The sequence below is a fragment of the Vibrio jasicida 090810c genome, assembly GCF_002887615.1.
GTDB lineage: Bacteria > Pseudomonadota > Gammaproteobacteria > Enterobacterales > Vibrionaceae > Vibrio > Vibrio jasicida.
Map to the genome: position 1 here is coordinate 1,041,624 of NZ_CP025793.1, position 24,131 is coordinate 1,065,754.

At 45.6% G+C, this 24,131-nt stretch carries 16 protein-coding genes; 4 read left to right on the forward strand and 12 right to left on the reverse strand.

All coding sequences use genetic code 11. The features are described from left to right. Positions 1 to 82: 82 nt before the first annotated feature. The 3 genes from C1S73_RS22275 to yccS form a co-directional block, all read right to left on the reverse strand. Positions 83 to 349 (reverse strand): hypothetical protein, encoded by a 267-nt coding sequence (locus C1S73_RS22275; RefSeq protein WP_038867958.1) that lies wholly within the window; start codon positions 347 to 349, stop codon positions 83 to 85. Positions 350 to 463: 114 nt separating this feature from the next. Beyond that, positions 464 to 625 carry a hypothetical protein gene (locus C1S73_RS27945; protein ID WP_164492032.1) on the reverse strand — a complete coding sequence of 54 codons (162 nt, stop codon included), beginning with the start codon at positions 623 to 625 and terminating at the stop codon, positions 464 to 466. 259 nt (positions 626 to 884) lie between these two features. Further along, entirely contained in the window at positions 885 to 3,038 is a 2,154-nt protein-coding gene (gene yccS / locus C1S73_RS22285; RefSeq protein WP_038867955.1) for a YccS family putative transporter, read from the reverse strand. A 293-nt stretch (positions 3,039 to 3,331) separates the two neighbouring features. Here yccS and helD point away from each other — a divergent pair, with 293 nt between their 5' ends. Then, complete coding sequence (gene helD, locus C1S73_RS22290; RefSeq protein WP_038867954.1) at positions 3,332 to 5,401, forward strand: DNA helicase IV; 2,070 nt, start codon at positions 3,332 to 3,334, stop codon at positions 5,399 to 5,401. Between the two features lie 98 nt (positions 5,402 to 5,499). Here helD and C1S73_RS22295 read toward each other — a convergent pair whose 3' ends face one another. Together C1S73_RS22295 and torT are read right to left on the reverse strand one after the other, a co-directional pair. After that, positions 5,500 to 5,955 (reverse strand): methylglyoxal synthase, encoded by a 456-nt coding sequence (locus C1S73_RS22295; protein WP_038867953.1) that lies wholly within the window; start codon positions 5,953 to 5,955, stop codon positions 5,500 to 5,502. A gap of 64 nt (positions 5,956 to 6,019) precedes the next feature. Beyond that, positions 6,020 to 7,048 (reverse strand): TMAO reductase system periplasmic protein TorT, encoded by a 1,029-nt coding sequence (torT, locus tag C1S73_RS22300; protein WP_227740532.1) that lies wholly within the window; start codon positions 7,046 to 7,048, stop codon positions 6,020 to 6,022. Positions 7,049 to 7,112: 64 nt separating this feature from the next. Here torT and torS point away from each other — a divergent pair, with 64 nt between their 5' ends. Continuing rightward, positions 7,113 to 10,076 (forward strand): TMAO reductase system sensor histidine kinase/response regulator TorS, encoded by a 2,964-nt coding sequence (gene torS, locus C1S73_RS22305; protein ID WP_038867951.1) that lies wholly within the window; start codon positions 7,113 to 7,115, stop codon positions 10,074 to 10,076. Between the two features lie 81 nt (positions 10,077 to 10,157). On the opposite strand, the gene C1S73_RS22310 is transcribed toward torS, so the two are convergent. The 6 genes from C1S73_RS22310 to C1S73_RS22335 all read right to left on the reverse strand — a co-directional run bounded on the left by C1S73_RS22310 (position 10,158) and on the right by C1S73_RS22335 (position 18,757). Further along, entirely contained in the window at positions 10,158 to 10,349 is a 192-nt protein-coding gene (locus C1S73_RS22310; RefSeq protein ID WP_005447215.1) for a hypothetical protein, read from the reverse strand. A gap of 18 nt (positions 10,350 to 10,367) precedes the next feature. Continuing rightward, entirely contained in the window at positions 10,368 to 12,725 is a 2,358-nt protein-coding gene (locus C1S73_RS22315; protein WP_038867950.1) for a fatty acid cis/trans isomerase, read from the reverse strand. 130 nt (positions 12,726 to 12,855) lie between these two features. Beyond that, a complete protein-coding gene (locus C1S73_RS22320; protein WP_081634759.1) occupies positions 12,856 to 14,781 on the reverse strand; it encodes a TonB-dependent receptor domain-containing protein in 1,926 nt (641 codons plus the stop codon). 108 nt (positions 14,782 to 14,889) lie between these two features. Continuing rightward, positions 14,890 to 16,230, reverse strand: coding sequence for a sensor histidine kinase (locus C1S73_RS22325; protein WP_038867944.1), 1,341 nt, complete (start codon positions 16,228 to 16,230; stop codon positions 14,890 to 14,892). Next, entirely contained in the window at positions 16,227 to 16,985 is a 759-nt protein-coding gene (locus C1S73_RS22330) for a response regulator transcription factor (protein WP_038867942.1), read from the reverse strand. Before C1S73_RS22330 ends, C1S73_RS22325 begins: the two co-directional genes overlap by 4 nt. A 206-nt stretch (positions 16,986 to 17,191) precedes the next feature. Further along, positions 17,192 to 18,757, reverse strand: a complete 1,566-nt coding sequence (locus tag C1S73_RS22335; protein ID WP_038867939.1) for an arylsulfatase — start codon at positions 18,755 to 18,757, stop codon at positions 17,192 to 17,194. 345 nt (positions 18,758 to 19,102) lie between these two features. On the opposite strand from C1S73_RS22335, the gene C1S73_RS22340 reads away from it, so the two are divergent. Together C1S73_RS22340 and C1S73_RS22345 are read left to right on the forward strand one after the other, a co-directional pair. Next, on the forward strand, positions 19,103 to 20,650 hold the full coding sequence (locus C1S73_RS22340; protein WP_038867937.1) for an arylsulfatase: 1,548 nt from the start codon (positions 19,103 to 19,105) through the stop codon (positions 20,648 to 20,650). Between the two features lie 150 nt (positions 20,651 to 20,800). Beyond that, entirely contained in the window at positions 20,801 to 23,152 is a 2,352-nt protein-coding gene (locus tag C1S73_RS22345; protein WP_038867934.1) for a tetratricopeptide repeat protein, read from the forward strand. Here C1S73_RS22345 and C1S73_RS22350 read toward each other — a convergent pair. Next, entirely contained in the window at positions 23,139 to 24,008 is an 870-nt protein-coding gene (locus C1S73_RS22350; RefSeq protein ID WP_038867932.1) for a LysR family transcriptional regulator, read from the reverse strand. The genes C1S73_RS22345 and C1S73_RS22350 overlap by 14 nt on opposite strands. Positions 24,009 to 24,131: the final 123 nt, after the last annotated feature.

A 24,131-nucleotide genomic window follows, 5' to 3' on the forward strand; every position in this document is an offset into this window, starting at 1 on the left:
TGTTTTTGAAAGCAAGTGGATACAAACAAATTAACCCAAATACTTGTGCATCAGATGGAGCTAATACTGGAAATTTGGATGCTTAAACGTGTATATCGAGAAGGCTACCAATCACTTCATTACTTTTATCAACGACAGAAGCGCCGATTCGGTTGTAGCTTGCGGCTTGAGTCAAATTAACCAAAGGTTCGACGGCATTTGAAGAGGGAGTAAAGTTAGGAGCGTTAAATGAGAGTTCGGAATCTTTGACTAGTTCGACCTTATTGAAGTCTAGGTCGTTTTCTTTCACAAAGTCTTTTTGGATGTCATGGGCAGCGTCTTCAGCCATCTTTTGCGATAGCTGAATCATTTGATATCCGGATTGAATTCCTGATATTGGCATGCTGCTTCTCTCACTTGTTATGCTTTTGTTAGCATAGGAAGTGTTGTAAATTCGTGCAAGTGCTTTTGTTAATCTGTTTGATTAAGCAAACAGTTTTGAAAGCATTTCACGTTCTTCACTCGACAGGAGTGGGCTTTCTTTTTTATTCAGAGAGTGATTAATATCGCCTTGAAGCGACTTTAACTGGCTCGCTGTCAGGTCATTAATCTTTTTTCTTAATTCATTAAATTGCTGAGTAGTCATCTCGATCTCCTCACATTTCTTGGGCTTCTCCTTCATCCACCCACCTCAGCGACCTTCATGGTCACAATTAAAGAATGTTCTAACATTCTTAGATTAGTTTTTGAATGGTGTTTTTTTGTCCGAGTAATGTCAGTAAGCGTCAAGTGCCTTGTAAGACTTTTCTTATGAATAAGCACGCTAATCATAAAGGGGTAGAATCATAGTCTACCTCTTTAATATGATTACTTAGTTCAATATTCTTAGTTCGTTCTAGGTTGGGTTAGTTCACGCGAACGGCAAACTTAGAAGCGAGTGAATGCAGCTCAGGCAGCATACGGTAAATCAGATGCAGTTGCTGTAGCACCATGCGGGCTGAATGGTCGTCTTCATCACGCCATTCATTCAGTCTTTGCTCTAGATCTGCATCATTGATTGATGATAGGTCGCATTCTTCACAATGATGATGAAGTTGGCGATGCAGCACATCCAAATGCTGGTGAATGCAGCGATGTGCATCGAGTACAAGTTGATGAATAGATTCATCTTCAATTCTCGTGCGATGGGCGCCTAACGCTGAGATGTAACTTAGCATCGCGTGGTTAAGCGTTAAGAAACGGAAACTTTCGTCTACCGCAGTGCGGTACTTACCTGGTTCCGCCAACATTGTACTGATGGCAGAAGAAAGGTTTGCATCATTGTTGTGTGCTTGGCGGCGAGCAATACGATAGCTGAGGTTGTCTTTCTTACCAATACGGTATTGACCGATGATCTGCCCGAGATACTGCTTGTTGGCATCAATCGCATCGGACATCACTTTGTGTAAACGTTTGGATTGCCAATCTGGCAGAATCACCATGACGGCACCTACTGCTAAAACACAACCAATCAACGTGTCCGCCAAACGTGGCAGTACTACGGCGTAGCCTTCGCCTAACTGATTGAACAAGAACAAAACCAACAAGGTAATAAACCCCGTCGCATAGCCGTAGTTGTTAATACGAAATGCAAAGAACATCACACCCGAGAAAACAATGAATACTAACTGGCTTTCTTGGGAGGGGAAGAAGGTAAGTAGCGGGACACCAATTAACAAGCCCGCTAATGTGCCGATCACACGAGCAGTCAGCTTTTGTCTTGTTGCGCTGTAATTCGGCTGACAAACAAATAGGGTGGTTAATAGAATCCAGTAACCACGGTCGATATCAAATGCTTGAATGATGCCGTAACCGGCTGTCAAAGCAATTGACATACGCAGCGCATGACGGAACAACATCGAATCTTTATGTAGATTCGCCGCAATACGTTGCCACATTGCTTTAAACGTGTGTGGGTTGGTGTCATCGAGCACGTCTTCTTCTAGGCGCTCAGCATCTGGGTTATTGATGTTGCTCAGTTGCTTCTCAACAGTCGCTAAGTTATTGAACAAGTAGGTCAACTGAGCTAATAGGCGTTTCCAGTGACTTTGGTCTTGCTCTTCTAAATAGCCTAGTGAGTTTTGCAGTTCTGCCAAAGCCAAAATAGATTGGTCTGTGTGAGTATACTCGTTACCCAAGCGGATAGCATGGGCGATGTCGCGACACGCTTGTGCTTGTGATTCAAGCAGGTATTTGAAGCGAAACAGAACATCAGAACGCTCAAATTCTGTCGCAAGATCTTGATAACGATAGTGGCTTGAACTGACGCGTTCATGGATATCTTGTGCGATAAAATAGATGTTCAAGAAGCGGTCACTTGGACCATCGATATGGCCGCGCTTAGAACGGCTAAGCAACGTCGCTTTACAAGCATTCAGTGCATTCACAGTCGCAGCGTTGAGTTTTGCTGCTTCTATACGCATGGGTTGTGGTGTGAGATTGGTGACTGGATGAAACAGCTTTGCCTTGGCATCTAGGTAGTTTGCAATTTGAAGAAAGACAGTCGCGAGGCTTTGTTGAACGGGTTGAAGCGGCCAGAACATCTGCCAGATCATCGACATAAAGTAGTACCACGCAGCGCCTGTCAACAACAGAAGCGGTTGGAACCAAATATTCGTACTTTCGTGCGCCCCTAGCATGGTGTAGATCGCAATCAACAAAGAGCCAAAGGCAATGCTAGCGTATTTAGGTCCAATGGCACCGAGCATGATAAAGCCGAAGGTAGAGACAAACAGGCCGATAGCAAACGCCCACGGTGTATCAAACAATATCTCGATAGAGAAGGCAGCAACGGCAAAACAAATGAAAGTGAGCAATAACGCCTTCACCCTACCTGTAAAACTGTCATCGCTTTCTGCCAGAGCTGCGGCAATGACACCTAAGATAAGCGGAGTGATCAAGGTGTTTTGGCCGAAATACCAAGTAGGTATCACCACACCAAGCAAGGTGATCAAAATGAGAATGCTATAGTTGATGGTTTTGTTTGCCCAATAGAGCCGAAGTTTTAAAGCTGCTTGCACGATGCGCCTTTCGTAGCCGGTGGAAAACGAGAGAATTTTAACAAACTCACTATAGCGTGTTTATGACCTAATTTAATAAAAATCATCAGTTGCTCAGGAAATCAACAGAATTGTCATTGACTTACTGAAGGAGGCTTGTGATGGAAGCGTGTCTCTTGTTCACAAATTCAACAGTAATGTGAATTTTAATTAAGAATACCGACAGAACGCGATTTGTGCTTCATCCATCGCTACAATTTAACCGTCTAAAATGATATAAAACGGGAACTTCTATATCAAAAGGCGCACCTTTCATGCAGCTTACTGCCTCTAATAAAGCACAGTTTTTTATTCAAAATGAGTATTACCAAGTCGAAATAAAAGAAAACAGTGTTTTATTATGTTCAGTGGGTAGTGAAGAACACATCCCGTTTACGATTTGGAATGGCAAAGTGTCGGTCAAAAGAGGTCTTTTATGGAGCTCTTTGCAATTCTTTGCTCATGAGCAAGATGGCAAACAACAAAGCTGGTTAGTTCAAGGTCTACCTTGGCCACAATGTCGCAAGTTTGCTGTAGAAGCGGTGCGTCAATATCAGGATTGGCATAATACTCAATGCCGTAAGCTTGCCGAATTTCTGCCTAAGTGGGAAGGCGAGTTATATCAGCTTAAAAACTTGCCTGCTTACTTACCGCATTCTCAAGTACAAAATTGGGTCGATAAACTCAACAACGAATTGGTTGAGATTAAAACCAGTCTCCTTGAAGCGAAAATGCGCATGCCAAAGCGCATGGCTGAAATCGAACCGTGGATTTCTGAAACGTCGCAAACTTTGAGCCAACGTAACCATGATTGGCTAGAAAATGAACGTCCGAATTGGGAAGTGTTGTTTAACCGTATTGAGTCGTCACCTCTGAACCTCTCCCAACAGCATGCCGTCTTACTCAATGATGATCATAACCTTGTGTTAGCGGGTGCTGGGTCTGGTAAAACGAGTGTATTGACGGCACGCGTGGCATATTTACTACAAAGTCACCAAGCGCAAGCAGAAGAATTGTTGATGTTAGCGTTTGGCCGTGATGCGGCTAAAGAGATGAAGGAGCGTTTGGTTGATAAGGTTGGCCTCGCGGCAGAAAACGTGCGCGTGAACACCTTCCACCAGCTTGGATTACGTATTCTTAATCAAGTCGAGCCTCAACCGGTCGAAATTAGTCCGCTGGCTTTAGACGATAATCAACGCTCGGCTTGGTGTATTGACTGGCTTAAGAAACATTGGATGACACCAACCAACTTTAAACGTTGGCAGAAGCACTTGGATAAATGGCCGATTGCTTATTTGAAAGGTGACGATGAGCTAGGTAGCCATTCAGAAAACCCTAAGTTGATTGCTTGGTTAGACAGTCAGCTTTCGCAACTTGCTGCGGTCGGCTTGACCAAAAAGCAAGTGCAAGAGAAGCTAGTGAATCATCAAGACTACACGCGCTTGAATAGCGAACTGGCTTTGTGTTGGCCATGTTTTAGTGCATGGCAAAAAATGCTCAAAGAAACCAACCAGGTCGATTTTCCTACCATGATCAGTCGTGCGACGGATTATGTGACCAAAGGTAAGTTCATTTCACCTTGGCGTTTTGTGATGGTAGATGAGTATCAAGATATCTCTCCAGACCGCCTGGCTTTGATTGAAGCTCTGTGTGAATCGACAGAGAAGCAAACCGGCGCGACTTTGTTTGCTGTGGGGGATGATTGGCAAGCGATTTATCAATTTGCTGGAGCGGATGTGGATTTAACAACTGGGTTCCAAGATCGCTTTGTTCACTCAACGGTTCATCACCTTGATACGACCTACCGTTTTAACAATCAAATTGGTGACGTTGCGAACACGTTCATCCAAGAAAACCCATCGCAATTGCCGAAAACACTCAATAGTCATAAGCAACGTAAACAAAAGAGCGTACATACTGCACCAAGCAATCAAGTTGAGAAGATCCTAGATCAACTTAACCAGCAAGCGAAGAAAACGAAATCGGTACTGCTGTTAGGGCGAAACCATTATCACAAACCCGATCTATATGACGATTGGTTGAAGCGTTTTCCGAACCTTGAGATTCGCTTTATGACGTGTCATGCAAGTAAGGGTAGGGAAGCTGATTTTGTTATTATCTTGTCTGTTGACGAAGGGCAGTTCCCTGCTAAGAAGAAGCAAGCCCACATTGATGGCGCATTGACGGAGTCAAAAGACAAATTCTCTTATGCGGAAGAGCGTCGTTTGTTCTATGTTGCGCTGACTCGTGCTAAAGAGAAAGTATGGATCACGCACACCGGTGCAGGCTCTGGGTTTGTTCAAGAATTGGTGAACGGCGATTATCCAATTGTCACTTCTCGTTAGAAAAAGACTTTACGTTAGAAGCGTTTCTCTTCGGTTAGAAACAACAAAGGCGATACTCAGTATCGCCTTTGTTTTATGTGTGATTTAACGTTTAGAGCTTAGGTACGTTCTGCTAGGTAAGCGTCGTAGTCTGGCACTTCAATGTCCACTTCTTGGTCAATCAGTGGTGAATTGAATAGGAACTTAGCTGTGGCGCGGTTTGTCGCGACCGGAATGTTCCACACGCTTGCAATACGCAACAGCGCTTTTACGTCTGGGTCGTGCGGTACGGCGTTCAGTGGGTCCCAGAAGAAGACGAGTACATCGATGTTGCCTTCAGAGATGAGAGCACCAAGTTGTTGGTCACCGCCCATTGGGCCACTGATCATGCTCTTGATTGCTAGACCGGTTTCCTTGCTTAGCATGTGGCCAGTCGTGCCTGTAGCGTACAAGAAGTGGCTTTGCAGTTTCTCTTTATTCTCTTTAACCCAACGAAGTAGCTCAGGCTTGCAGTTATCGTGGGCAACCAATGCCACATGTTTGTGCGCTGGCATGGTACGAGTCTTTTTTTGCATCAAGTTATTTCCATTTTTATGATTTTAAATTCGTTGCTGTCCAATAAAACACGTTTTTTATCTATCAATCAACTGCATTAACGCTGAATGTCGGCCTATATTCTGACGGAGATAACGATTCTTCAATTGTGTCGTCATGAAGAGTCTTCGGAGTTAGCGCTTTAATGGTTGGTGACGCATGTTTCTCATACGGTTGCTGACGTAAATAATGCACGGCTTGCATCACTGATAAACGGCCTTGTTGGACCATTTTATCGGTAGGTGCAAATAGGACTTTGTGACGCAACAAACCTCGGTAAACACCATGGCTGAGGTAAACCGAAACTAAACCAATGTCCTCGGTTTTACCCGCGCTGCGTAATTCACTGATTGCGGCCTCAATCGCAACGGCGCTGCCAACAATGTAATCAATGTTGCCCATATCAATCACACGTTGGACTAGATTGCGTTGCAGCTCTTTGTCGTTATCTGCCCAGTAGGAATCGACGATGTTAATGTCGCTGTCTTTGATCGCTTCATAAAACCCCGTTGTTACCGGTTTTGTTCCGCCACGTGTTCTTGGTCCAAGCAATAAAGCGATGTTGGTTTTGCCTGACCCTTTCGGATGTTTGTCTGCGAGGAACTTACCTGCTTCGTAACCCATCCAATACCAATCAACACCAACTTCACCTTGAAGTAGCTGTTTTTGTTCTTGATCGAGTTCAAGTTGGTTTACGGTCGCAAACACGGGCGTATTGCCTATCCAGTTTTTCAGGTTGTGTTCGTAAGCTTGTGGATCGACCGTTCCAAGAATAATGGCATCTGCACCCCATTGGGTACACAAAGCCAGTTGTTGCTCTTGGCGAGTTTTGTTTGGGTAACCACCAGCCTCTAAAACACGAAGGTTGATACCAAGTTTTTCCGCTTCGGAAACCATTCCATAGTTTACTGATAACCAATATGAGTCCTTTAAATGAGGGTAAATAGCACAGACTTTCTCTGTCGCAAAAGCTGGCACTGAAGCGAAAAGTGACATTGCGAGAGCTGAATGCTTGAAAATTGTGCGAAATAAGCGCTGATTTATAACCATGAAATGAAGTTCGTTGGCATAGATTAAGTAAACACTGCAAAATATAACGTAATATGTCGCCGAACACGAATATTAAGGTCAGGAAAATATGTTGCTAGCTACCGCAAGCATCGGTCGCAAACTGTTATTGTCTTTCATTGCGATGGCAATGCTGGTCATGCTGTCTGCGCTAATCGGTGTATCAGGGTTTTCTCTGGTGGCAAAAACAGAAAGGAACGTGGTGGACGCTGCCATTCCGGCAATGATTGAAGCTCGACAAGTTTCGGAGCTCAGCACTCGCATTATTTCATCGGTGCAAATGTTGTCGAATGCGCAAAATGAACAAGAGCGTAAAGAGGCGGGACGAGTGCTGTTTGATCAGCTTGAATCGCTGCTTACTCACATCAAAGAACTGGGTGGCGAGTCGTTTGACGCTGATTTACTCGAAACCTTAGAAAATCACGTTCAAAACGTCATCAATAATCTAGCTGAATTGGGTGTGACAGTAGAAAGAAAACTGTGGCTCGCCAAAGAGATCGATACGCGCGTAGAAGAAATGCGCTTATTGAGTGAAGAGCTTGAGCAACTGACTCGCACCCAAGTTCAAAACACCAGTACGATCGCGGTTGCTAACGTCACTCATATTTATGACCTTCTTGAAACCAACAAAAAAGCTCAAGTTTACCAAGCTTTGGATGCGCTCGTAGAAGTCGATCTCGATCTGACTGAGCGACTGCATGAATTGCACTTATTGGCGTTTAAGATGCTCAACCAGATTGAAGAAGCTCGCACCCTCACCAATGTGGATCGTATTCAACAAATCCAAACTGAGTTTGAAGACAATCTAAAAATCATGAAGCGACGTGTATTGGCGGTAGAAGACCCGACTCGCTCAGAGCAGATGGGGCAACTACTAAAAGAGTTGGGTAAACGACAAGTTGTGTTTACTATCCTGCTTCAACAATACGAAAACAACGAGCAGTCTCAAGAGTTAATGCAGGGGACGTTACAGCTCTTCTCTGAGCTAAATGGTACCGTCAACAAGCTGGTGGATGACTCAAACCAAACGACACGTGTGGCTGTCGATGAGCTTACGAATACCTTGAAGTTCGCGCAGTGGTCCCTAACGGTGATTTCTATCATTGGATTGATCATCGTTGTCTTGATCTTGTGGCGTGTCGTGTATGTCTCGGTGGTTAAGCGTTTGGGGGAATACTCGGCAGCGCTATTGTCGGTTGCACAAGGTAATTTGGCGGTTGAGTTAGAAGTAAAAGGCAAAGACGAACTTGCACATATGGGGCAGGCGATCATTACGGCACGTAACACTGCGCAAGCGCTTAAAGTCGTGGCCGAAGGCGAAGCGCAAGCTAAGCGAGAATTAGAAGAACACAAAGAGCACCTAGAAGAGTTGATCGAGCAACGTACCTCTCAGTTGAAACAAGCAAACCGTCGCTTAAATGAAGAGGTGCTTAACCACGCGAAAGCGCGGAAACAAGCCGAACAAGCTAGCCGTGCGAAGTCTGCTTTCTTGGCAACAATGAGTCATGAAATTCGGACACCGATGAATGGAGTGCTTGGAACCGCTCGCCTGTTAATAGACTCAGGGCTAAACCCAATTCAAAAGCGTTATGCAGAGATCATCAACCGCAGTGGTAAAACTCTATTGGCGATCTTAAATGACGTTTTAGATTACTCCAAAATCGAAGCCGGGCACTTAGAGATACGAAGTTTAGGTTTCGACTTGCATCAGATCGTTGAAGACACTTTCCAGCTAATGAACGGTAAGGCACAAGAGAAGAAGTTGCTCTTTTCTTACCATATTGAAAGCGATGTAGGTCGTTATTGGAAAGGTGACGTGACACGTATCAACCAAGTGTTGAATAACTTAGTTGGTAACGCGATTAAGTTTACTGAGGAGGGGGAGATTGATATCTACGTCAGCCTGAATCCAGAAGACGAATCACAAGTTTTATTTGAAGTCTCAGATACCGGAATTGGCATTGCGAAAAAAGACCAGAAGACGTTGTTTGATGCCTTCACCCAAGCGGAAGGTGGTTTAAATCAAACTGGTGGTACAGGTTTAGGTTTAGCCATTAGCCGCCGTATTATTCAAGCCATGGGTGGACGTCTGGACGTTGACTCTGATGAAGGTCATGGTAGCCGTTTCTGGTTCTCGATTCCTTTGGAGGAAAGTGAACCAGTTGAAACCGTTTCTATTGCGAGTGCACGGTGCAAGATCAAAGCGAAGGTGTTCATTGTCGAAGATAATCCGGTAAACCGGGTGGTTGCGGAAGGTTTCTTAGAAAGCATGGGGCATGAAGTCGTCATGGCGGAAGATGGTGCGCAAGCGGAACGAATCATGCAAAAACAGGACTTCGATATCGCATTAGTCGATATTAATTTACCTGACTGTAATGGCACTGACTTGATTCATCGACTGAAACAAATAGAAAGTAACAAACCAGCAGAGAAAGCACTCGCACCAACACCAATGGTTGCGGTTTCTGCTCACGTATTTGCTGAAGAAGTAGAAAGCTACTTAGCAGCGGGTTTCGATGGCTACTTACCGAAACCAATGGAAAAAGAAGCACTTGCTACGCTTATTCAAGACATGTTAGATGGCAAACAGCTTTTGCTGCCCCAAATGAGCAAGTGTGACCCTCAGGATGAGACGATAACAATCACTGATATTAACGAGACACCGGTCATCAATGAGCCGACAGCAGAGGAGCCAGCAATGGTTATCATCAATCCGAATGTGATTCAGTCAGACATGAAGATCTTGGGCAGAGAGAAAATGCTGCACATCATCGACTTGTTTAGACAAACCAGTACTGACGTACTGAGTCAGATGGAAACATCTGCGGATAATGGCGATAGCCGAGCAGTAAAAGATCTTGCTCATAAGTTGAAAGGCAGTGCAGGCAGCTTAGGTTTGACGGCATTGATGAATACCTGCCAAAGCATTGAAATTGCATCAGAACCACTAGAAGTGTACTCAAGCGAGCAAGACATTATTAAGAAGCAAGTGACCGATTCGGTCGTTGCACTTGACCGTTTGATGGCAGAATAAAAGGCGTGTGATGCGCCTTGCGTCTTGCGGTTAGCTCGTGGGCTAAAAACAAAAACCTCCGGTTTGCGCCGGAGGTTTTTTCTATTCGGTCAGATCATCTTCCCACTCGAACCGAGTGTCTAGAGCATAAGGATCATCTTCGAACGGATGTTCCATTCTGCCACGCAAGTATTCGAGTTGGTGCTCAAGCATGTTGACCGTGTCGTAATCCCCCTCTGAGCAGGCAACGTATATCTGTTGCTCGAGAGCGGCGATGTTGTCTCGGATACTCATGAGAACCCCCTTAAATCATCATCGATTCTCAAAACGATTATAGTCAAGTAAACCAAATTCGATCGGTTGTTTTGTACGATACCAATCGTGGATACGATCGCTAAATGGCCAGAACTTTTCTGAGCTTCGGCGAATAGCAAAATTATCCAGTAACTTAACGTAATCATCCTCGGATTTAAGGGTGCTAAATTGATCGACAAATTCTTTTACTTGATCTTCTCCGATTGAGAAAAACGCTGCTGGATAGCTGCCAACCACGCCTCGAACGATGGTCATGTCATCGTTCGTGAAGTCTCGATTGCTCTCCTCATCAAACAGGCTAGAAATGTTGATGTGAGCGTTGTTATGAATAAGAGTGAAAAGCTCATCCTCACCGGATTTGCTGCGCACCATTAGCATTGTGATTTGCGGTACCGTTTTTAGCCCTTCACCACGAACTTGGTTGATGCTCGCCAATTGCTGCTCATTCTCTACGGTAAGCGCAGTATCAATGATGTCGTATCGTGGCAACAAGACAGGCGATACTTGCTTGCGCAGAATATCCAATAGCTCCGATTTAGGATCGTCGGTGTGATACACAACACTGGTCGGTTGGCTAAATGGTGCCACGTTGCGTTGTAAGAAGTCGCTTAGTTGACGCGGTTGATCCTGATACCAGCTTGAATGTTCTTGGTGGCGCATATCAGCAGGAAGTAGGGCAATAAAGTTACTTTCCCCTTCAAGGCGTAAGAAGTCCATGAACATGCGGGTAATCAGCTGGTGGCCAAAGTTACCGTACACATCGAAGCCTGCAACAAGTAGGTAGTGGATACGTTCAAGCAGGGCATAGTCCAAAACCCAAGCCGTTTTCGGTTGTTCACCCACTAAACCTTGCACCACTGACGCGCTGTCAAAGTGACGGAAGACCGTAAGAGCTGCATTCGGATTTGTACCGTTGCCGTCCCAAATTACGTCGGTCGATAGGTGCTCACCGTTCTTAAACCACTTGTTGATGAAGTCAGATTTGGCTTCTAGGTAGCGTGCTTGCTGACGCGAGTATTTCACCCAGTTGGTTACCGGCACAGTATTGCTTTCAAGTTCGCCGGGAAGTTTTAGGTTCGCTGCTTGTGAGCGATAGAACTCGTTCACTTCAGGAATGTCGGCCTTGTCTGGGTCTAGGAAGAATACCCAGAAGCGATCATTAATTACATTTAATGCCAGCTGACCACGACATACCGGACCTTTGATGTAAGCCATGATGGTGTTCTGAGCGTTGTCCAACATGAACTTGAAGCGAGACTTCACAGGCAAATCGATGAATGCGGTCATTGGGTTTGCGGCGATTTCAGGCTCGTAGCTTGGTAATTTTGCTACTTCATAATCGCCATCGATGAACCATTTTTTCCAGTTCTCGATACGTTGTTTGTTCAGCGCAAACGGCATGTGCGTCTTATCTACAATAGTGCCTTGCTCAGGAATGATTCGGTAGTACACACGTTCAACCCCCGGATCATCATACGGACGACGCGTTGTGATGCGTTTTACTGGCTCTCCCGGTGGCGTCGAAGATCGCACGAGAGTAAAGAAGCGAGGTTGCTCACCGTCCAGCTCAGAAAAGAACAGGTGCGATAAGAAAAGATGTTCGTAAATATAACGAGCGGCGAGCTGGTTTTTGCGAGAACTCTTGTTCAGCAGCGTCTCGTATTTCTGAACCTCAGCTTTTTGTTGCTCGGTAAGCGGGATATGCGCATTCATGATGCCGCCATTTTCCAGCCAAAGCATGAGCGTTTGATATTCTATCGCCGTTAAGTTCGGCATCCCGAAAGGCATTCCCCATGTCGGGTTGTCTTGTTCGTATTTTGCGTACTCTTCTATCGTCGGACACGTTTGTTCACGGTCGATAGAAAAATCGAAGCCTTCTAATTGAACTTGATCAGGGAGTGGATGACGTTCCTTTTGTTGCAACATACGAGCAATCAAACCTGCATCCTTATTAGCCGCCATGCTCTGCTCACGCTCGTTGAGCACAGGATGGAAGCCAGCATCACGCCATTCTTGCGTAGTTTGCGCGTCTTCAAATAAGCGAGTTGGGGCTGCTGCGGTCAAGCGTGTGCCTTCGTAAACCAAAGCTTTGCTTGCACCACGGTCGATGCCTTCTACGGAAGAGAGTTTTAACTGACAAGGGGCATCGTAGCAGGCGTGACAAACCACACATCGATTATCGACGATAGGTTTTACTTCATGTTGAAAGAAGTCCGCTTGGGGCGTTTCAATAGCAACAGTACGCTCACGCACTTCTTCAGGGCCAAACAGTTTATCGTAGTTTAGGCCCGCATAGGTCGCACAACCTGCAAACAGAGTGGCGATACACAGTGTAAAAATTAAACGTAAATTCATTGAGTTATTTTGAGTAAATTGAATTTGCGTTAATTAAAGCAAAATAAGCCGCCAAATACCAAAAATCGGAGCAAATTGCTCCGATTTCCGAGTTGTTATTGTTAGCTCAATGCTGAAGTAAGAGACAAACCTAGAACGCGTAAGTCACGTTAAAGCGGAAGTCTCGTCCCGGGCTTGCGTAGCCTTGGGCGACAGGGCTACCGATGTATTCCATGTACGACGCATGGTCAAAGTAGTATTTGTCGAATACGTTTTTCACAGACAGCGTTAGAGATAACTCTTCGTCAGCGAGTGGCATCCAATATGCGTAAACATCGTGTACGCCGTAGCCTGGCTTTTCTGGATGAACGGTTGGATCTGCCACGTCGGTTAGACGTTCAACAAATCGAGCATTCCAGCCAAACTCCAGTGTTTCCATCGGCTGATAGATCAGATCAAGCACCCAAGTGTCACCGATAGATGTGCCTAGGGTAGAGTCATCATCCGAAAGTGGAGTGCCATTCAGTTCTGGGCGTGATTGGTTGTAGCTCAAGCGAGCTGACACATCTGAAATCGCATAACCTAGGTAAGCGGTGATGCCTTGATTATCTAAATCGCCAACATTGGTGTACACGGCCCCTTGATTGGTGACGACATCTTTGATGGTACTGTCAAAGAAGGTTAAGCCAGCAAAGAATTCGTCATATTGGTAGTTTGCACCCAGCTCTAGGTTGCGTGCTTCCTCTGGCTTACGGTTTGGATCATTTTCGCGGTAGTCGATGACAAATAACTCTTTGATTTGTTGCCCACGAAACGCTTCCGCATAGCTCGCGAAGAGGTTCAAACCTTCAAAGACGTTGTAATTGATACCAACGTTAGGGCTAAAACCACTTGAGTCAAAGTCTTGGTCCATGTTGTCGGTCAGTTCATACCAATCATAACGAGCACCAGCGGTGAGAATGAGAGCGTCTGTCAGCATCCAGTCGTCTTGAACAAACAAACCGTAGACAGTGCCTTTCTCTTCATCATCCTTTTTACCATCGTAATTGGTCTCAAATTCTGATTTGTCTTTCTTGTAATCTAGGCCGTAAACCAAAGTATGGTCGGTGAGTTTGCTAGTGTTGAAGATCTTCACGCCAGAAGTTTGAATTGAGCCATCGCTCGTTCCCCAACGTGGGTGATCTTTGTGGGCAAGACGACTGTCCGTGTAGTAGAAGGTCGTATCGAGATTGAATAGGTCACTCGCGCTGTATTTGTGGTTTAAGGTGAATGTCGAGCGGTCCGTCTCTTGGTCTAAAGGTTCGTTTTTGAAACTTGGTTGGAAGTGCGGGCGATTCAAGCGTCGTCCATCGTCATTACGATAGTCGTAGCTTACTGAGAGGTAGTGTTCGTCATTAAGTTGACCGGATAGCTTAAGGAGGGCAACTTGCTGTTCTAGCGCTGTATAAGGCTGCTCCTCACCTTTGCCATCTTGAATGTTGTCACCATCGGTGTAACCGAATGATGCCAACAAACCAAGTTGATCGGCGACTTCACCATAAAGACTTGCCGATACTTTGTAGCCTTCATTGTTGGTGTAGTAGCCACCTTTTAACATCGCACCATAGGTTTGGTCTGCAGCGAGTAGATCGTGTGCATCTTTTGTGGTGAATTTGATTGCGCCGCCAAGTGCACCAGGGCCGTCTGTTGCTCGTCCAGCGCCTGCACTCACATCGACTTGCTTAAGCAACTCTGGCTCGATAGATAATCGACCTTGGTGGTGGAATAGGTTACCGGATTGTTCTGCACCATCGATAGACACATTCAGCATCGTATCTTCTAGACCTCGAACGTAGATCTTTTGAGAGATCCCTGATGAGCCCCCGACACTGACTTCGGCATCCTTTCGGAAAATATCATTAAGATCTTGAGCTTGGGATTTAGCTAGTTGGTCAGAGTCTATCGAGATATCGACACCTTCCGGTGTGTGACCAGTCACCTCGATAACTTCCATATCATCCTTGGCGTAAGTCGCTTGTGACGCCACTAAAAGCGCGATGGTAAGTGGGCTTAGCTTAAATACGGTTGAAGCAGACACCGTAACCTCCATTGTTAATGAGAATTATTATCGAGTGAGATTTTGGTGATTCTTCCACGCTGAGTAAACGACTTTTACAACTGTTACAATCCTTGTTCCGCGTGAGGCTTAACGTCGTTTGGGCAAGGTAATATCCATCACTAAACCTCGCTCTGGCGCATTGTAGGCAACGATCTTGCCGCCAACGGCTTCAATGTGTCTTTTCGCTAACGCTAGCCCAACACCAAAGCCCTTACGTGATGCGACTTGATTATTGGCCTTAAAGAAAGGTTTGAAAATTTGTTGATACAAACTTGGGTCGATACCAGGCCCAGAATCGGTAATGACGATTTGATAAAGCTCGCTACTGTTTCGCACCTCAATTTTTAGCGCTTCATTGGGTTGGGTGTAACGTAAACCGTTGCGAATGACGTTTTCTAACGATTGGCTGAGTGCCATTTGGTTGGAGTCATTGATAGGTAGTGGTTCGTCTTGCTGCAGGAACACGTGCCTATCGGGGTATTCAAATCGTGCATCTTCAACGATGATTTCAACCAGTTCCGCTAAGTCAAATGCTTCTGTTCTGAGGTTTGGTTGTTCGTTTTCAATCCATGCAAGGGTGAGGGTGTCTTCTGCTGTACTACGCATCTTATGAGTATCGCTCTTAATGCGTTGCAACATTTGCTCGCGCTCAATGTTTTTATCGACGCAGTCTATGGCCATTTCTATACGAGCGAGTGGGGTACGTATCTCATGTGACATGTCGGCGATTAAGTTTCTGTTGTGTTGAATCACATCTGAGGTTCGCTCCGCCATTTTGTCGAAAGTGCGCGCGACTTGGCTTATTTCATCGTTGCCTAACTTCATGGTCTGTCCAATTCGCGCCGAATAATCCCCTTGGCTGAAAGCTTGGCTTGCTCGGTGGAACTGCTGTAATGGACGCATGACGTAGCGGTACAAATACACCGTCAGTGCCAGTAAAGAGAGAAATGGAATCACAAAACGAAACAACCAAAACGCATGGGACATGTAAGTGCCGGGGCGCATTCGGTCGGGTAGTAGAATCAGAAAATGATACCCAAAAGGAGAAAGCGGCACTTCCATGATTGGATTATCTGGAAAATCGAGGTGGATTTTCCACTCAACACTTCGACCAATGCCGTAGCCTTCCCAAAAGCGCTCATTGAGCGGATTGCCGCCTTTTACGTCTAGATGTGATTGCAGAACCGTTGCCCAAGTAGACTCATTCGCAGCGAGTTCTTCTAACCAAGTGTCCAAACCTTGCCAATCTTGCTGGTCGATATATGTTTGTGCTGTAGAGCCCCAATCGAGGATCTGTTGACGGTGGGACTTCTTAAGGTAGCTCATCTTTTCATTAGAAAGAATGGCAGCGCTATGAATCAAAGAAAAGAAGATCACCACACCGAGAGATAAGACGACAAACAGTCGCCAGAACAACATTTTCTTCATTTGAAAATATACCCTTTGCCATGCACGGTCTGGATACGGTCGTTCGACATACCTTCTGCAATGAGACGTTTGCGCACACGGCTTAAGTGCATGTCTAGGGCTCGGTCATATTGGCTAAATTGACGCTCTAGTACGGTCTGATAAAGAAAGGGTTTACTCAGCACTTCTTCGCGGTGTTCGATTAACGTCCACAGCAGTTTAAATTGAATAGGTGTCAGTTGAATGGGGTTCATCTCAGGACGATGATGGAGCGTTACCGTGTGAGTTTGTTTATCGAGGAGTAACTCTCTCTCACTGAGTTGCGTTGCTGAATTGGGCTGCTTGATGAGTTGGGTGCGACGTAGAATTGCTTCTATACGTAAACTCACTTCGGTGAAGTTACAGGGTTTGGTGATGTAATCATCCGCTCCGCATTTAAGGCCCTGAATTCGATATTCTTCTGCGCCAAATGCAGTCAGCATAACTACGGGTGTTTGTGACTGAGAACGAATGACATTAAGCACTTCGAAGCCATCGAGGTTAGGGAGGTTGACATCGAGTATGACCAAATCAAAGTCTTGCTGCTGAAAAGCCTTAACGGCTTCATCCCCGCAAAACATCGAGATGACTTGATAGCGTTGCTCTTTTAGTAGTCGGGTGAGTTGAAGGTTGAGATCTGGGTCATCTTCGACCAATAAGATTGAAGGAGCAGGAGCGGATGAACTCGATGACCAGTTTGGCTTTGGCTGAACGGGGACTGACGTTGGGCTAAACATGTTGATATATCACTTATTATCGATAATGCGAACTATTATCAATAATGACTTGGTTAAAATCAATGTGATGAATGAGAAAGCTATCAGTTATTTATAAAGAGCCTTCAAAGTGCGACATGTCTAGAAGTTTTACTTAAGTGGGGAAGGTCGCGACAAAAAGAAAGCCCACCTGAATCGGTGGGCTTTTTCGGTAGTTGCAAAAGAAACTAGTTCATTTTTTTAACTTCTTGCTGAAGTTGCTCTAGCTGCTTCATCTTGCCTTGTAGGCCAAGAGATTGGTAGCTAATCGACGCTGGGTTCATCATCTGACCTTGCTGCATTGGGTAATCTGGCAGCGTCTTGAAGAACTCACCAAGAACGTCTTGGATTGGTACGAACAACCACATGTTGTCTGCCATCCAGCGTAGGTACATACCAGATTCGTGCGGTGCTTTCTCGAATGGGTCAGCACGTAAATGGATGATCTTCGGCCAGTTTGGAGAGAAACGAACTGCATCGGTAATGTTACCTTCTAGGGTTGCGAAGTGCAGTTTCCAGTCGTTCCAACGAACTGCGTTTAGCTCACCATTAGCAGTGAAGTAAAGCAGTGACTCACGAGGACCTTTCTCTTCTTTACCTTGGAAGTAAGGCATGAAGTTGTAACCATCAATGTGTACGCGCCAGTCTTTACCGTTCGCTTTGTAGCCTTTCGCTAGCTTCTCTTTCACGTCAGGAACGCCGGCTGCAGCCATTAGAGTTGGTAGCCAGTCTTGGTGCGCCATCATTTCGTTGATCTTAGTACCCGGTTCGATTACGCCAGGCCAACGAACAAGTTGAGGTACGCGCATACCGCCTTCCCAAGTGGTACCTTTCTCACCATGGAATGGTGTTGCACCGCCGTCAGGCCACGATACAGTTTCTGCACCGTTATCGGTTGAGTAGATTACGATGGTGTTGTCTGCGACACCTAGTTCATCCAGTTTATCCAGTAGAATACCCACTTGATCATCATGCTCTAACATGCCGTCGGCGTAGATACTGATGCCAGATTTTCCTTGGTATTTTTCCTGAAGGCGAGTCCAAACGTGCATACGAGTGGTGTTGTGCCAGATAAAGAATGGCTTGTCTGCTTTCACGGCTTTTTCCATGAACGCCAGTGACGTTTCTAGGAATTCTTCATCCGCGTGCTCCATACGCTTACGCGTCATTGGGCCTGTATCTTCAATCTTACCGTCAGCAAAAGACTTGATTACACCACGAGGGCCGTAGTTTTTACGGAACTCTGGATCTTTCGGGTAGTAGTAAGTTTCTGGTTCTTCTTCAGCATTGAGGTGATAAAGGTTACCGAAGAACTCGTCGAAACCGTGGTTAGTTGGCAAGTGTTGGTCTTGGTCACCTAAGTGGTTCTTACCAAACTGAGCCGTCATGTAGCCTTGACCTTTTAGTAGGTCTGCAATGGTCGGTGCCCAATCAGGGATACCGTGAGTAGAGCCTGGCATACCGATTGTAAGCAAGCCAGTACGGAACGGTTCTTGGCCTGTGATAAATGCTGCACGGCCTGCAGTACAAGATTGCTGACCGTAGTGATCAGTAAATAGTGCACCCTCGTTTGCAATACGGTCGATATTCGGGGTTTCGTAACCCATCATACCTTGGTTGTATGCACTGATGTTCCAGTAACCAACATCATCACCAAAGATCGCTAGGATGTTTGGTTTGTCTGCTGCCACTGCTGCGCTTGAGGTTGCCAGTACGCCGAGACCGACAGCCAGCTTGCTCATTTGGTTAGCCATAAAAACTCCAAATTGGTTGTAAGTTGGAAAAGAAGCCTAGGTACCGCCCATGCTTCGTTGGCTATTAAGTTAATGATGCAATTGAAGAATGTCGCTTTATAGTGTTTATAACCATAAGTTATGTAGAGAAATAACTTGTTGTTTTATCAGTTGATTGTTTCGACCTTAGGATTTGTAGGGAAAACTGAAGCGAGACTCAGGTCACGTTAATCCGCTTTCTAAATAGGGATATAAGACCTTAGTTTTAACCAAAGTGTAATTATGCTATTTGATTCGCATTCGTCTGTTTTGTGAGCTATACGTTTGTGTGCAGGATGCACTTTTCTATTACATACAGAGGTTTATATGACAGCGAATTATGGCGTGAAACGCCGATTAGCGATTCTTGCCGCTGCTTTTATCGGCGCGACAGGTAGCAGTATCGCAGCAGAGAAACCGAATATTCTGGTCATTTGGGGCGATGATATCGGTCAATCTAATATCAGTGCTTACACATTTGGCTTAATGGGATACAAAACACCGAACATCGATAGCATTGCGAAAGAAGGCATGATGTTCACCGACTATTACGGCGAGCAATCTTGTACTGCAGGCCGTTCTACCTTCATTACCGGACAAACGGTATTGAGAACTGGCTTAAGTAAAGTTGGCCTTCCGGGTGCAGATTTAGGTCTTCAGGCGGAAGATGCAACGATTGCAGAAATGCTTAAACCACTTGGCTACATGACAGGTCAGTTTGGTAAAAACCACCTTGGCGACAAAGACGAACACCTTCCAACCAATCACGGCTTCGACGAATTTTTTGGCAACCTTTACCATTTGAACGCCGAGGAAGAGCCTGAGAATGTGGACTACCCGAAAGATCCAGAATTCCGTAAGAAATTCGGTCCTCGTGGGGTTATTAAGTCCTTTGCTGACGGCAAAATCGAAGATACCGGCCCTCTAACGCGTAAGCGTATGGAAACGGTGGATGGAGAAACGTTAGATGCGGCGCTTGATTTTATGGATCGAGCAGTGAAGGCTGACAAGCCTTTCTTTGTCTGGTGGAACGCAACACGCATGCACTTCCGCACACACGTGAAAGAAGAAAACTTGGGCAAAACTGGTATCAGTTTTTATGCCGACGGTATGGTAGAACACGATAACCAAGTAGGCGAGCTGCTGAAAAAAGTGGATGACTTGGGCATCAAAGACAACACCATCGTATTTTACTCAACCGATAACGGCCCGCACATGAACTCTTGGCCAGATGCGGGTACAACCCCATTCCGTGGTGAGAAGAACACCAACTGGGAAGGTGCGTTCCGTGTTCCTGCAATGGTACGTTGGCCAGGTAAGATTGAAGCGGGCAGCGTTTCTAACGAAATTATGCACCACATGGACTGGATGCCAACCTTGGTGGCGGCGGCTGGTGATGACCAAATCAAAGAGAAGCTGCTGAAAGGCTACACGGCGGGTGATAAGACATTTAAGAATCATCTCGATGGTTACAACTTCTTGCCTTACCTAACTGGTAAAGAAGAGAAAGGCCCACGTGAAGAGATCTTCTACTTCACTGATGATGGTGATTTGAGTTCACTTCGCTTCCGCAACTGGAAGATCGTATTCCTAGAGCAGCGCGCAAAAGGCACACTACGTATCTGGGCTGAACCGTTTACGCCATTACGTGTGCCTAAGATCTTCAACCTACGCATGGACCCATACGAAGTGGCGGACATTACGTCTAACACTTATTACGACTGGCTGATTGACCACGCATACATGCTGGTTCCAGCACAGGCTTATGTAGGTAAATTCTTGGCAACGTTCGAAGAATTTCCACCGCGACAAAAAGCAGCAAGCTTCTCACTTGATCAAGTGATGGAGAAGTTGCAGGAAAGTCACAACAAATAAATTGATTGCAACCAAATGTGGGGCTCTTCGGAGCCTCTTTTTTTTGCACTGTGTTTAATTTTTTCTTAAAACGCATGTAATTGCTTGTCTAAAAAGGAAAAACACTTCTATCTTTGATTAGAGAATAAAAAGAATCACACAAGGACAGTTATGACTCAGTGGGCAAGTTGGAAGCAGGCTTTGATCGGCCTAGCAGCGCTCGTCAGTTTTTCTCTGTTTGCACAGGAAACAGTATCTAAACGGTCAGCTTCTGCACAAGAAACCGTGTCGGTCGCACCACAATCAATCAATTCTTCAACGCAAACTTACGTAGGCAGCGAAGCGTGTATTGATTGCCACAAGAAAGAAACCGAAGCGTGGCAAGGTTCTCATCACGATATGGCGATGCGTCATGCCGATGCGGAATCCGTTCTCGGTGATTTTGATGACCACACATTCACTTTTGAAGGTAAGCCAAATCGCTTCTATCGAAAAGGGAGTGAATATTGGGTCAATATCCAAGGGCCTGATGGTGAGTGGCATGATTACAAAATCAGCTACACCTTTGCGTGGGAGCCGCTTCAACAATACATGGTGGAATTTGAAGACGGGCGTGTGCAGTTAATTCCTTTCGCTTGGGATTCGAGAGCCAAGCAAGAAGGCGGACAGCGCTGGTTCCATCTTTATCCCGACACCACCCCCAAAGATGAGTTTTACTGGACGAACACGGGTCAGAATTGGAACTTCATGTGTGCTGATTGCCATTCAACCAATCTAGAAAAAAACTACGATGCAACTGCCAATACGTATTCAACAACATGGTCAGAAATCAATGTCGGTTGCGAAGCATGTCATGGCCCAGCCAGTGAACACGTAGAACTTGCCAAACAAGCGGAAAAATCTGGGAATACCATCACCTCAGCGAATCATTATGGCTTTGATCGAGATTTAGGTATGGCAGTAAAAGAGTGGGTCTACGAAGAAGGGCACAGCACGCTCCAACCAAAAGAAATCGCGATGACTCATCAAGTTCAAACCTGTGCGCAGTGTCATAGCCGTCGTACACAGTTAAATGAAAGTGCGGACCATGTTAAAGGCTCCTTCTTGGATAAATATCGTCTAAGCCTAATTACACCGGAGCTCTATTATTACGATGGTCAGATTTACGATGAAGATTACGTTTATGGCTCATTTTTGCAGTCTGCCATGGCAGAGAAAGGGGTAACTTGTACCAACTGCCATGATCCTCATACTGCCGAGTTAAAAATTCCTGAAGAAGCCGTTTGCGCACAATGCCATATTGCGTCTGACTACATGCCGGAGAATCACACCTTCCATGAGGCAAATACCGAAGCATCCAAATGCACCACTTGCCACATGCCTGAAACGACTTACATGCAAGTCGACCCTCGCCGTGACCACAGTTGGCATGTACCGCGTCCAGATCTGAGCCAGCACATCAATACGCCAAACGTCTGTACATCATGTCATGAAGACGAAACCAATCAGTGGGCGGATCAGAAAATAGGTGAGTGGTTCCCGAATTCGAAATACCGCAATCAAAAACACTTTGCAGTGGCATTCTACGCCGATTCTATTGGCCATCGTGGTGCGCCTGATGCGCTAGCGTATTCTGCTCAAGACTCATCGTTGAGTGACATTATTCGTGCATCAACTTTGGAGAGAATGGGCGGCAATACTGGGCAAAACACCTTAGTGTCATTGGCAAGAGCGGTGAAGCATGAAAGCGACATGATTCGTCTTGGGGCTGTTGCTGGGTCTTCTGGTTATGAGTTCAGTGATCGCTGGCAAATCCTCGAACCATTACTGAGCGATCCAGTTTTATCAGTACGTGCAGAAGCCGCAGGTGCACTGGTTCGTCATTATCCGGAAATGAATCCGCTGCAACGCGATAAGATTCGTCAGCCGTTGGAAGACTACATGGAAATCCAGCGTTTCAATGCGGATCGAGGCTTTGGACGAACTAATCTGGCGAACGTCTATCGAGACCTTGGTGACACAGATAAAGCCATTGCGTCTTACCAAAAGGCGATTGAAATAGAACCTTACTTCGAGAACAGCTATGCAAACTTAGCCGATTTGTATCGTGCACAGGGCAATGACAAAAAAGCATTAGAAACCTTGATGGCTGGGATTGAAGCTCAGCCGAAATCGAGTGCTTTGCCTTACAGCGCGGGTCTAGCATGGTTGCGAGTGGGTGACAGTGTGAAAGCAAACCAATACTTAAAACAAGCGGCGGAAACCGCAGAGCGAAACCCCCAGTATTGGTATGTTTATGGGCTCGCTCTGGAGAACTCAGACGTGCTTGCGGCCAGTAAAGCGTTGAACACCGCTTACAAAGTGGGAGGCAACCCACAGCACTTGTTTGCGGAATGTGAGGTGCTGGCTAGAAACTACAAAGATGGCTCTGTTGCATTTGCTTTTGAGCAGTGTTTGAAGCAACTAGGAGAGTTTGCGCCAGCTGATGTGATTCAGCGTTTAAGAGCCTCTATAAATCAATAGGAGCGGCATGGGCAAACTCAAGTTGTTGCTTGACCTGTTCCCTTAAGCGCTGATGAGCGGGATTGTGCTCATCACGCTTATGATAGACGAATTTATAGGGGATACGGTCGATTTCAATCGGGCATTCAAGGATCTGTAACTTGAGTGCCTTACTCCATTTCATCGCAAACGATCGAGAAACAACGCCTAGACAATCTCGTTGTGCAACATACATTGCCATCCCCGCCAAAGATGACGTTACGATCTCTACATTTCGCTCCTGAATCGGCTCTTTTGCCAGTTGCTCGAAGCCAGAAGTGTTGTTCCACTTGCCTGAAAATATACAGTGAGTTTCACGATAAAAATCTTCTCGGCTCAGTGTCCCTTGGATTCTTGGATGACTTTGACGACAGATGATCATTGCGGGTTCATCGTAGGCGTTTTCTATCACGAAAGAGGAGTCTTTGGTGATAATGGTATCAATCACTAAATCCATTTTTTGCTGTCGAATTTGTTCAAACAACAAGTACTTTTCCGGTGGAGACTCGTGGAAAACAACGTTTTCAATCGGATTTAAACTGTGGAGTAAGGTTTCTGAGCAGCAGACTTGAAAAGTGGTTCTTTCTGAAATGGCGTTGTCTACGATGCTCACTGCCTGACGAAACTGCGGCATGAGTTGATACGCGGTTGAAGTGGGTGCGATCCCTCGTCCTTGTTTGACGAAAAGCTGTTTTCCTACCACTTGTTCGAGCCGTTTAATCGAAGCGCTCACCGCAGGTTGCGTAAGGCCTAAATAGTCGGCCGCTTTGGTGTAGGACTGATACTCAGCGACCACCAAAAAAGTTTGAATCAAGTTTAAGTCCATCTTGTTACCCATAAACTAAATTTATATATCAACGTATCTGAACTCTATTTATCCGTCAAATAACAAGTTTTATCTTAATCAAATCTTGGTATCTGATTTCTACCAAGATTCGCAGCAACGGATTTATGGAGCCCT

Bases quoted from the DNA above. Each gene is read 5' to 3' on its own strand.
- C1S73_RS22275 (WP_038867958.1), bottom strand. From the start codon at position 349: ATGATTCAGCTATCGCAAAAGATGGCTGAAGACGCTGCCCATGACATC.
- C1S73_RS27945 (WP_164492032.1), bottom strand. From the start codon at position 625: ATGACTACTCAGCAATTTAATGAATTAAGAAAAAAGATTAATGACCTG.
- helD (WP_038867954.1), top strand. From the start codon at position 3,332: ATGCAGCTTACTGCCTCTAATAAAGCACAGTTTTTTATTCAAAATGAG.
- C1S73_RS22295 (WP_038867953.1), bottom strand. From the start codon at position 5,955: ATGCAAAAAAAGACTCGTACCATGCCAGCGCACAAACATGTGGCATTG.
- torS (WP_038867951.1), top strand. From the start codon at position 7,113: ATGTTGCTAGCTACCGCAAGCATCGGTCGCAAACTGTTATTGTCTTTC.
- C1S73_RS22310 (WP_005447215.1), bottom strand. From the start codon at position 10,349: ATGAGTATCCGAGACAACATCGCCGCTCTCGAGCAACAGATATACGTT.
- C1S73_RS22315 (WP_038867950.1), bottom strand. From the start codon at position 12,725: ATGAATTTACGTTTAATTTTTACACTGTGTATCGCCACTCTGTTTGCA.
- C1S73_RS22325 (WP_038867944.1), bottom strand. From the start codon at position 16,230: ATGAAGAAAATGTTGTTCTGGCGACTGTTTGTCGTCTTATCTCTCGGT.
- C1S73_RS22330 (WP_038867942.1), bottom strand. From the start codon at position 16,985: ATGTTTAGCCCAACGTCAGTCCCCGTTCAGCCAAAGCCAAACTGGTCA.
- C1S73_RS22335 (WP_038867939.1), bottom strand. From the start codon at position 18,757: ATGGCTAACCAAATGAGCAAGCTGGCTGTCGGTCTCGGCGTACTGGCA.
- C1S73_RS22340 (WP_038867937.1), top strand. From the start codon at position 19,103: ATGACAGCGAATTATGGCGTGAAACGCCGATTAGCGATTCTTGCCGCT.
- C1S73_RS22345 (WP_038867934.1), top strand. From the start codon at position 20,801: ATGACTCAGTGGGCAAGTTGGAAGCAGGCTTTGATCGGCCTAGCAGCG.
- C1S73_RS22350 (WP_038867932.1), bottom strand. From the start codon at position 24,008: ATGGGTAACAAGATGGACTTAAACTTGATTCAAACTTTTTTGGTGGTC.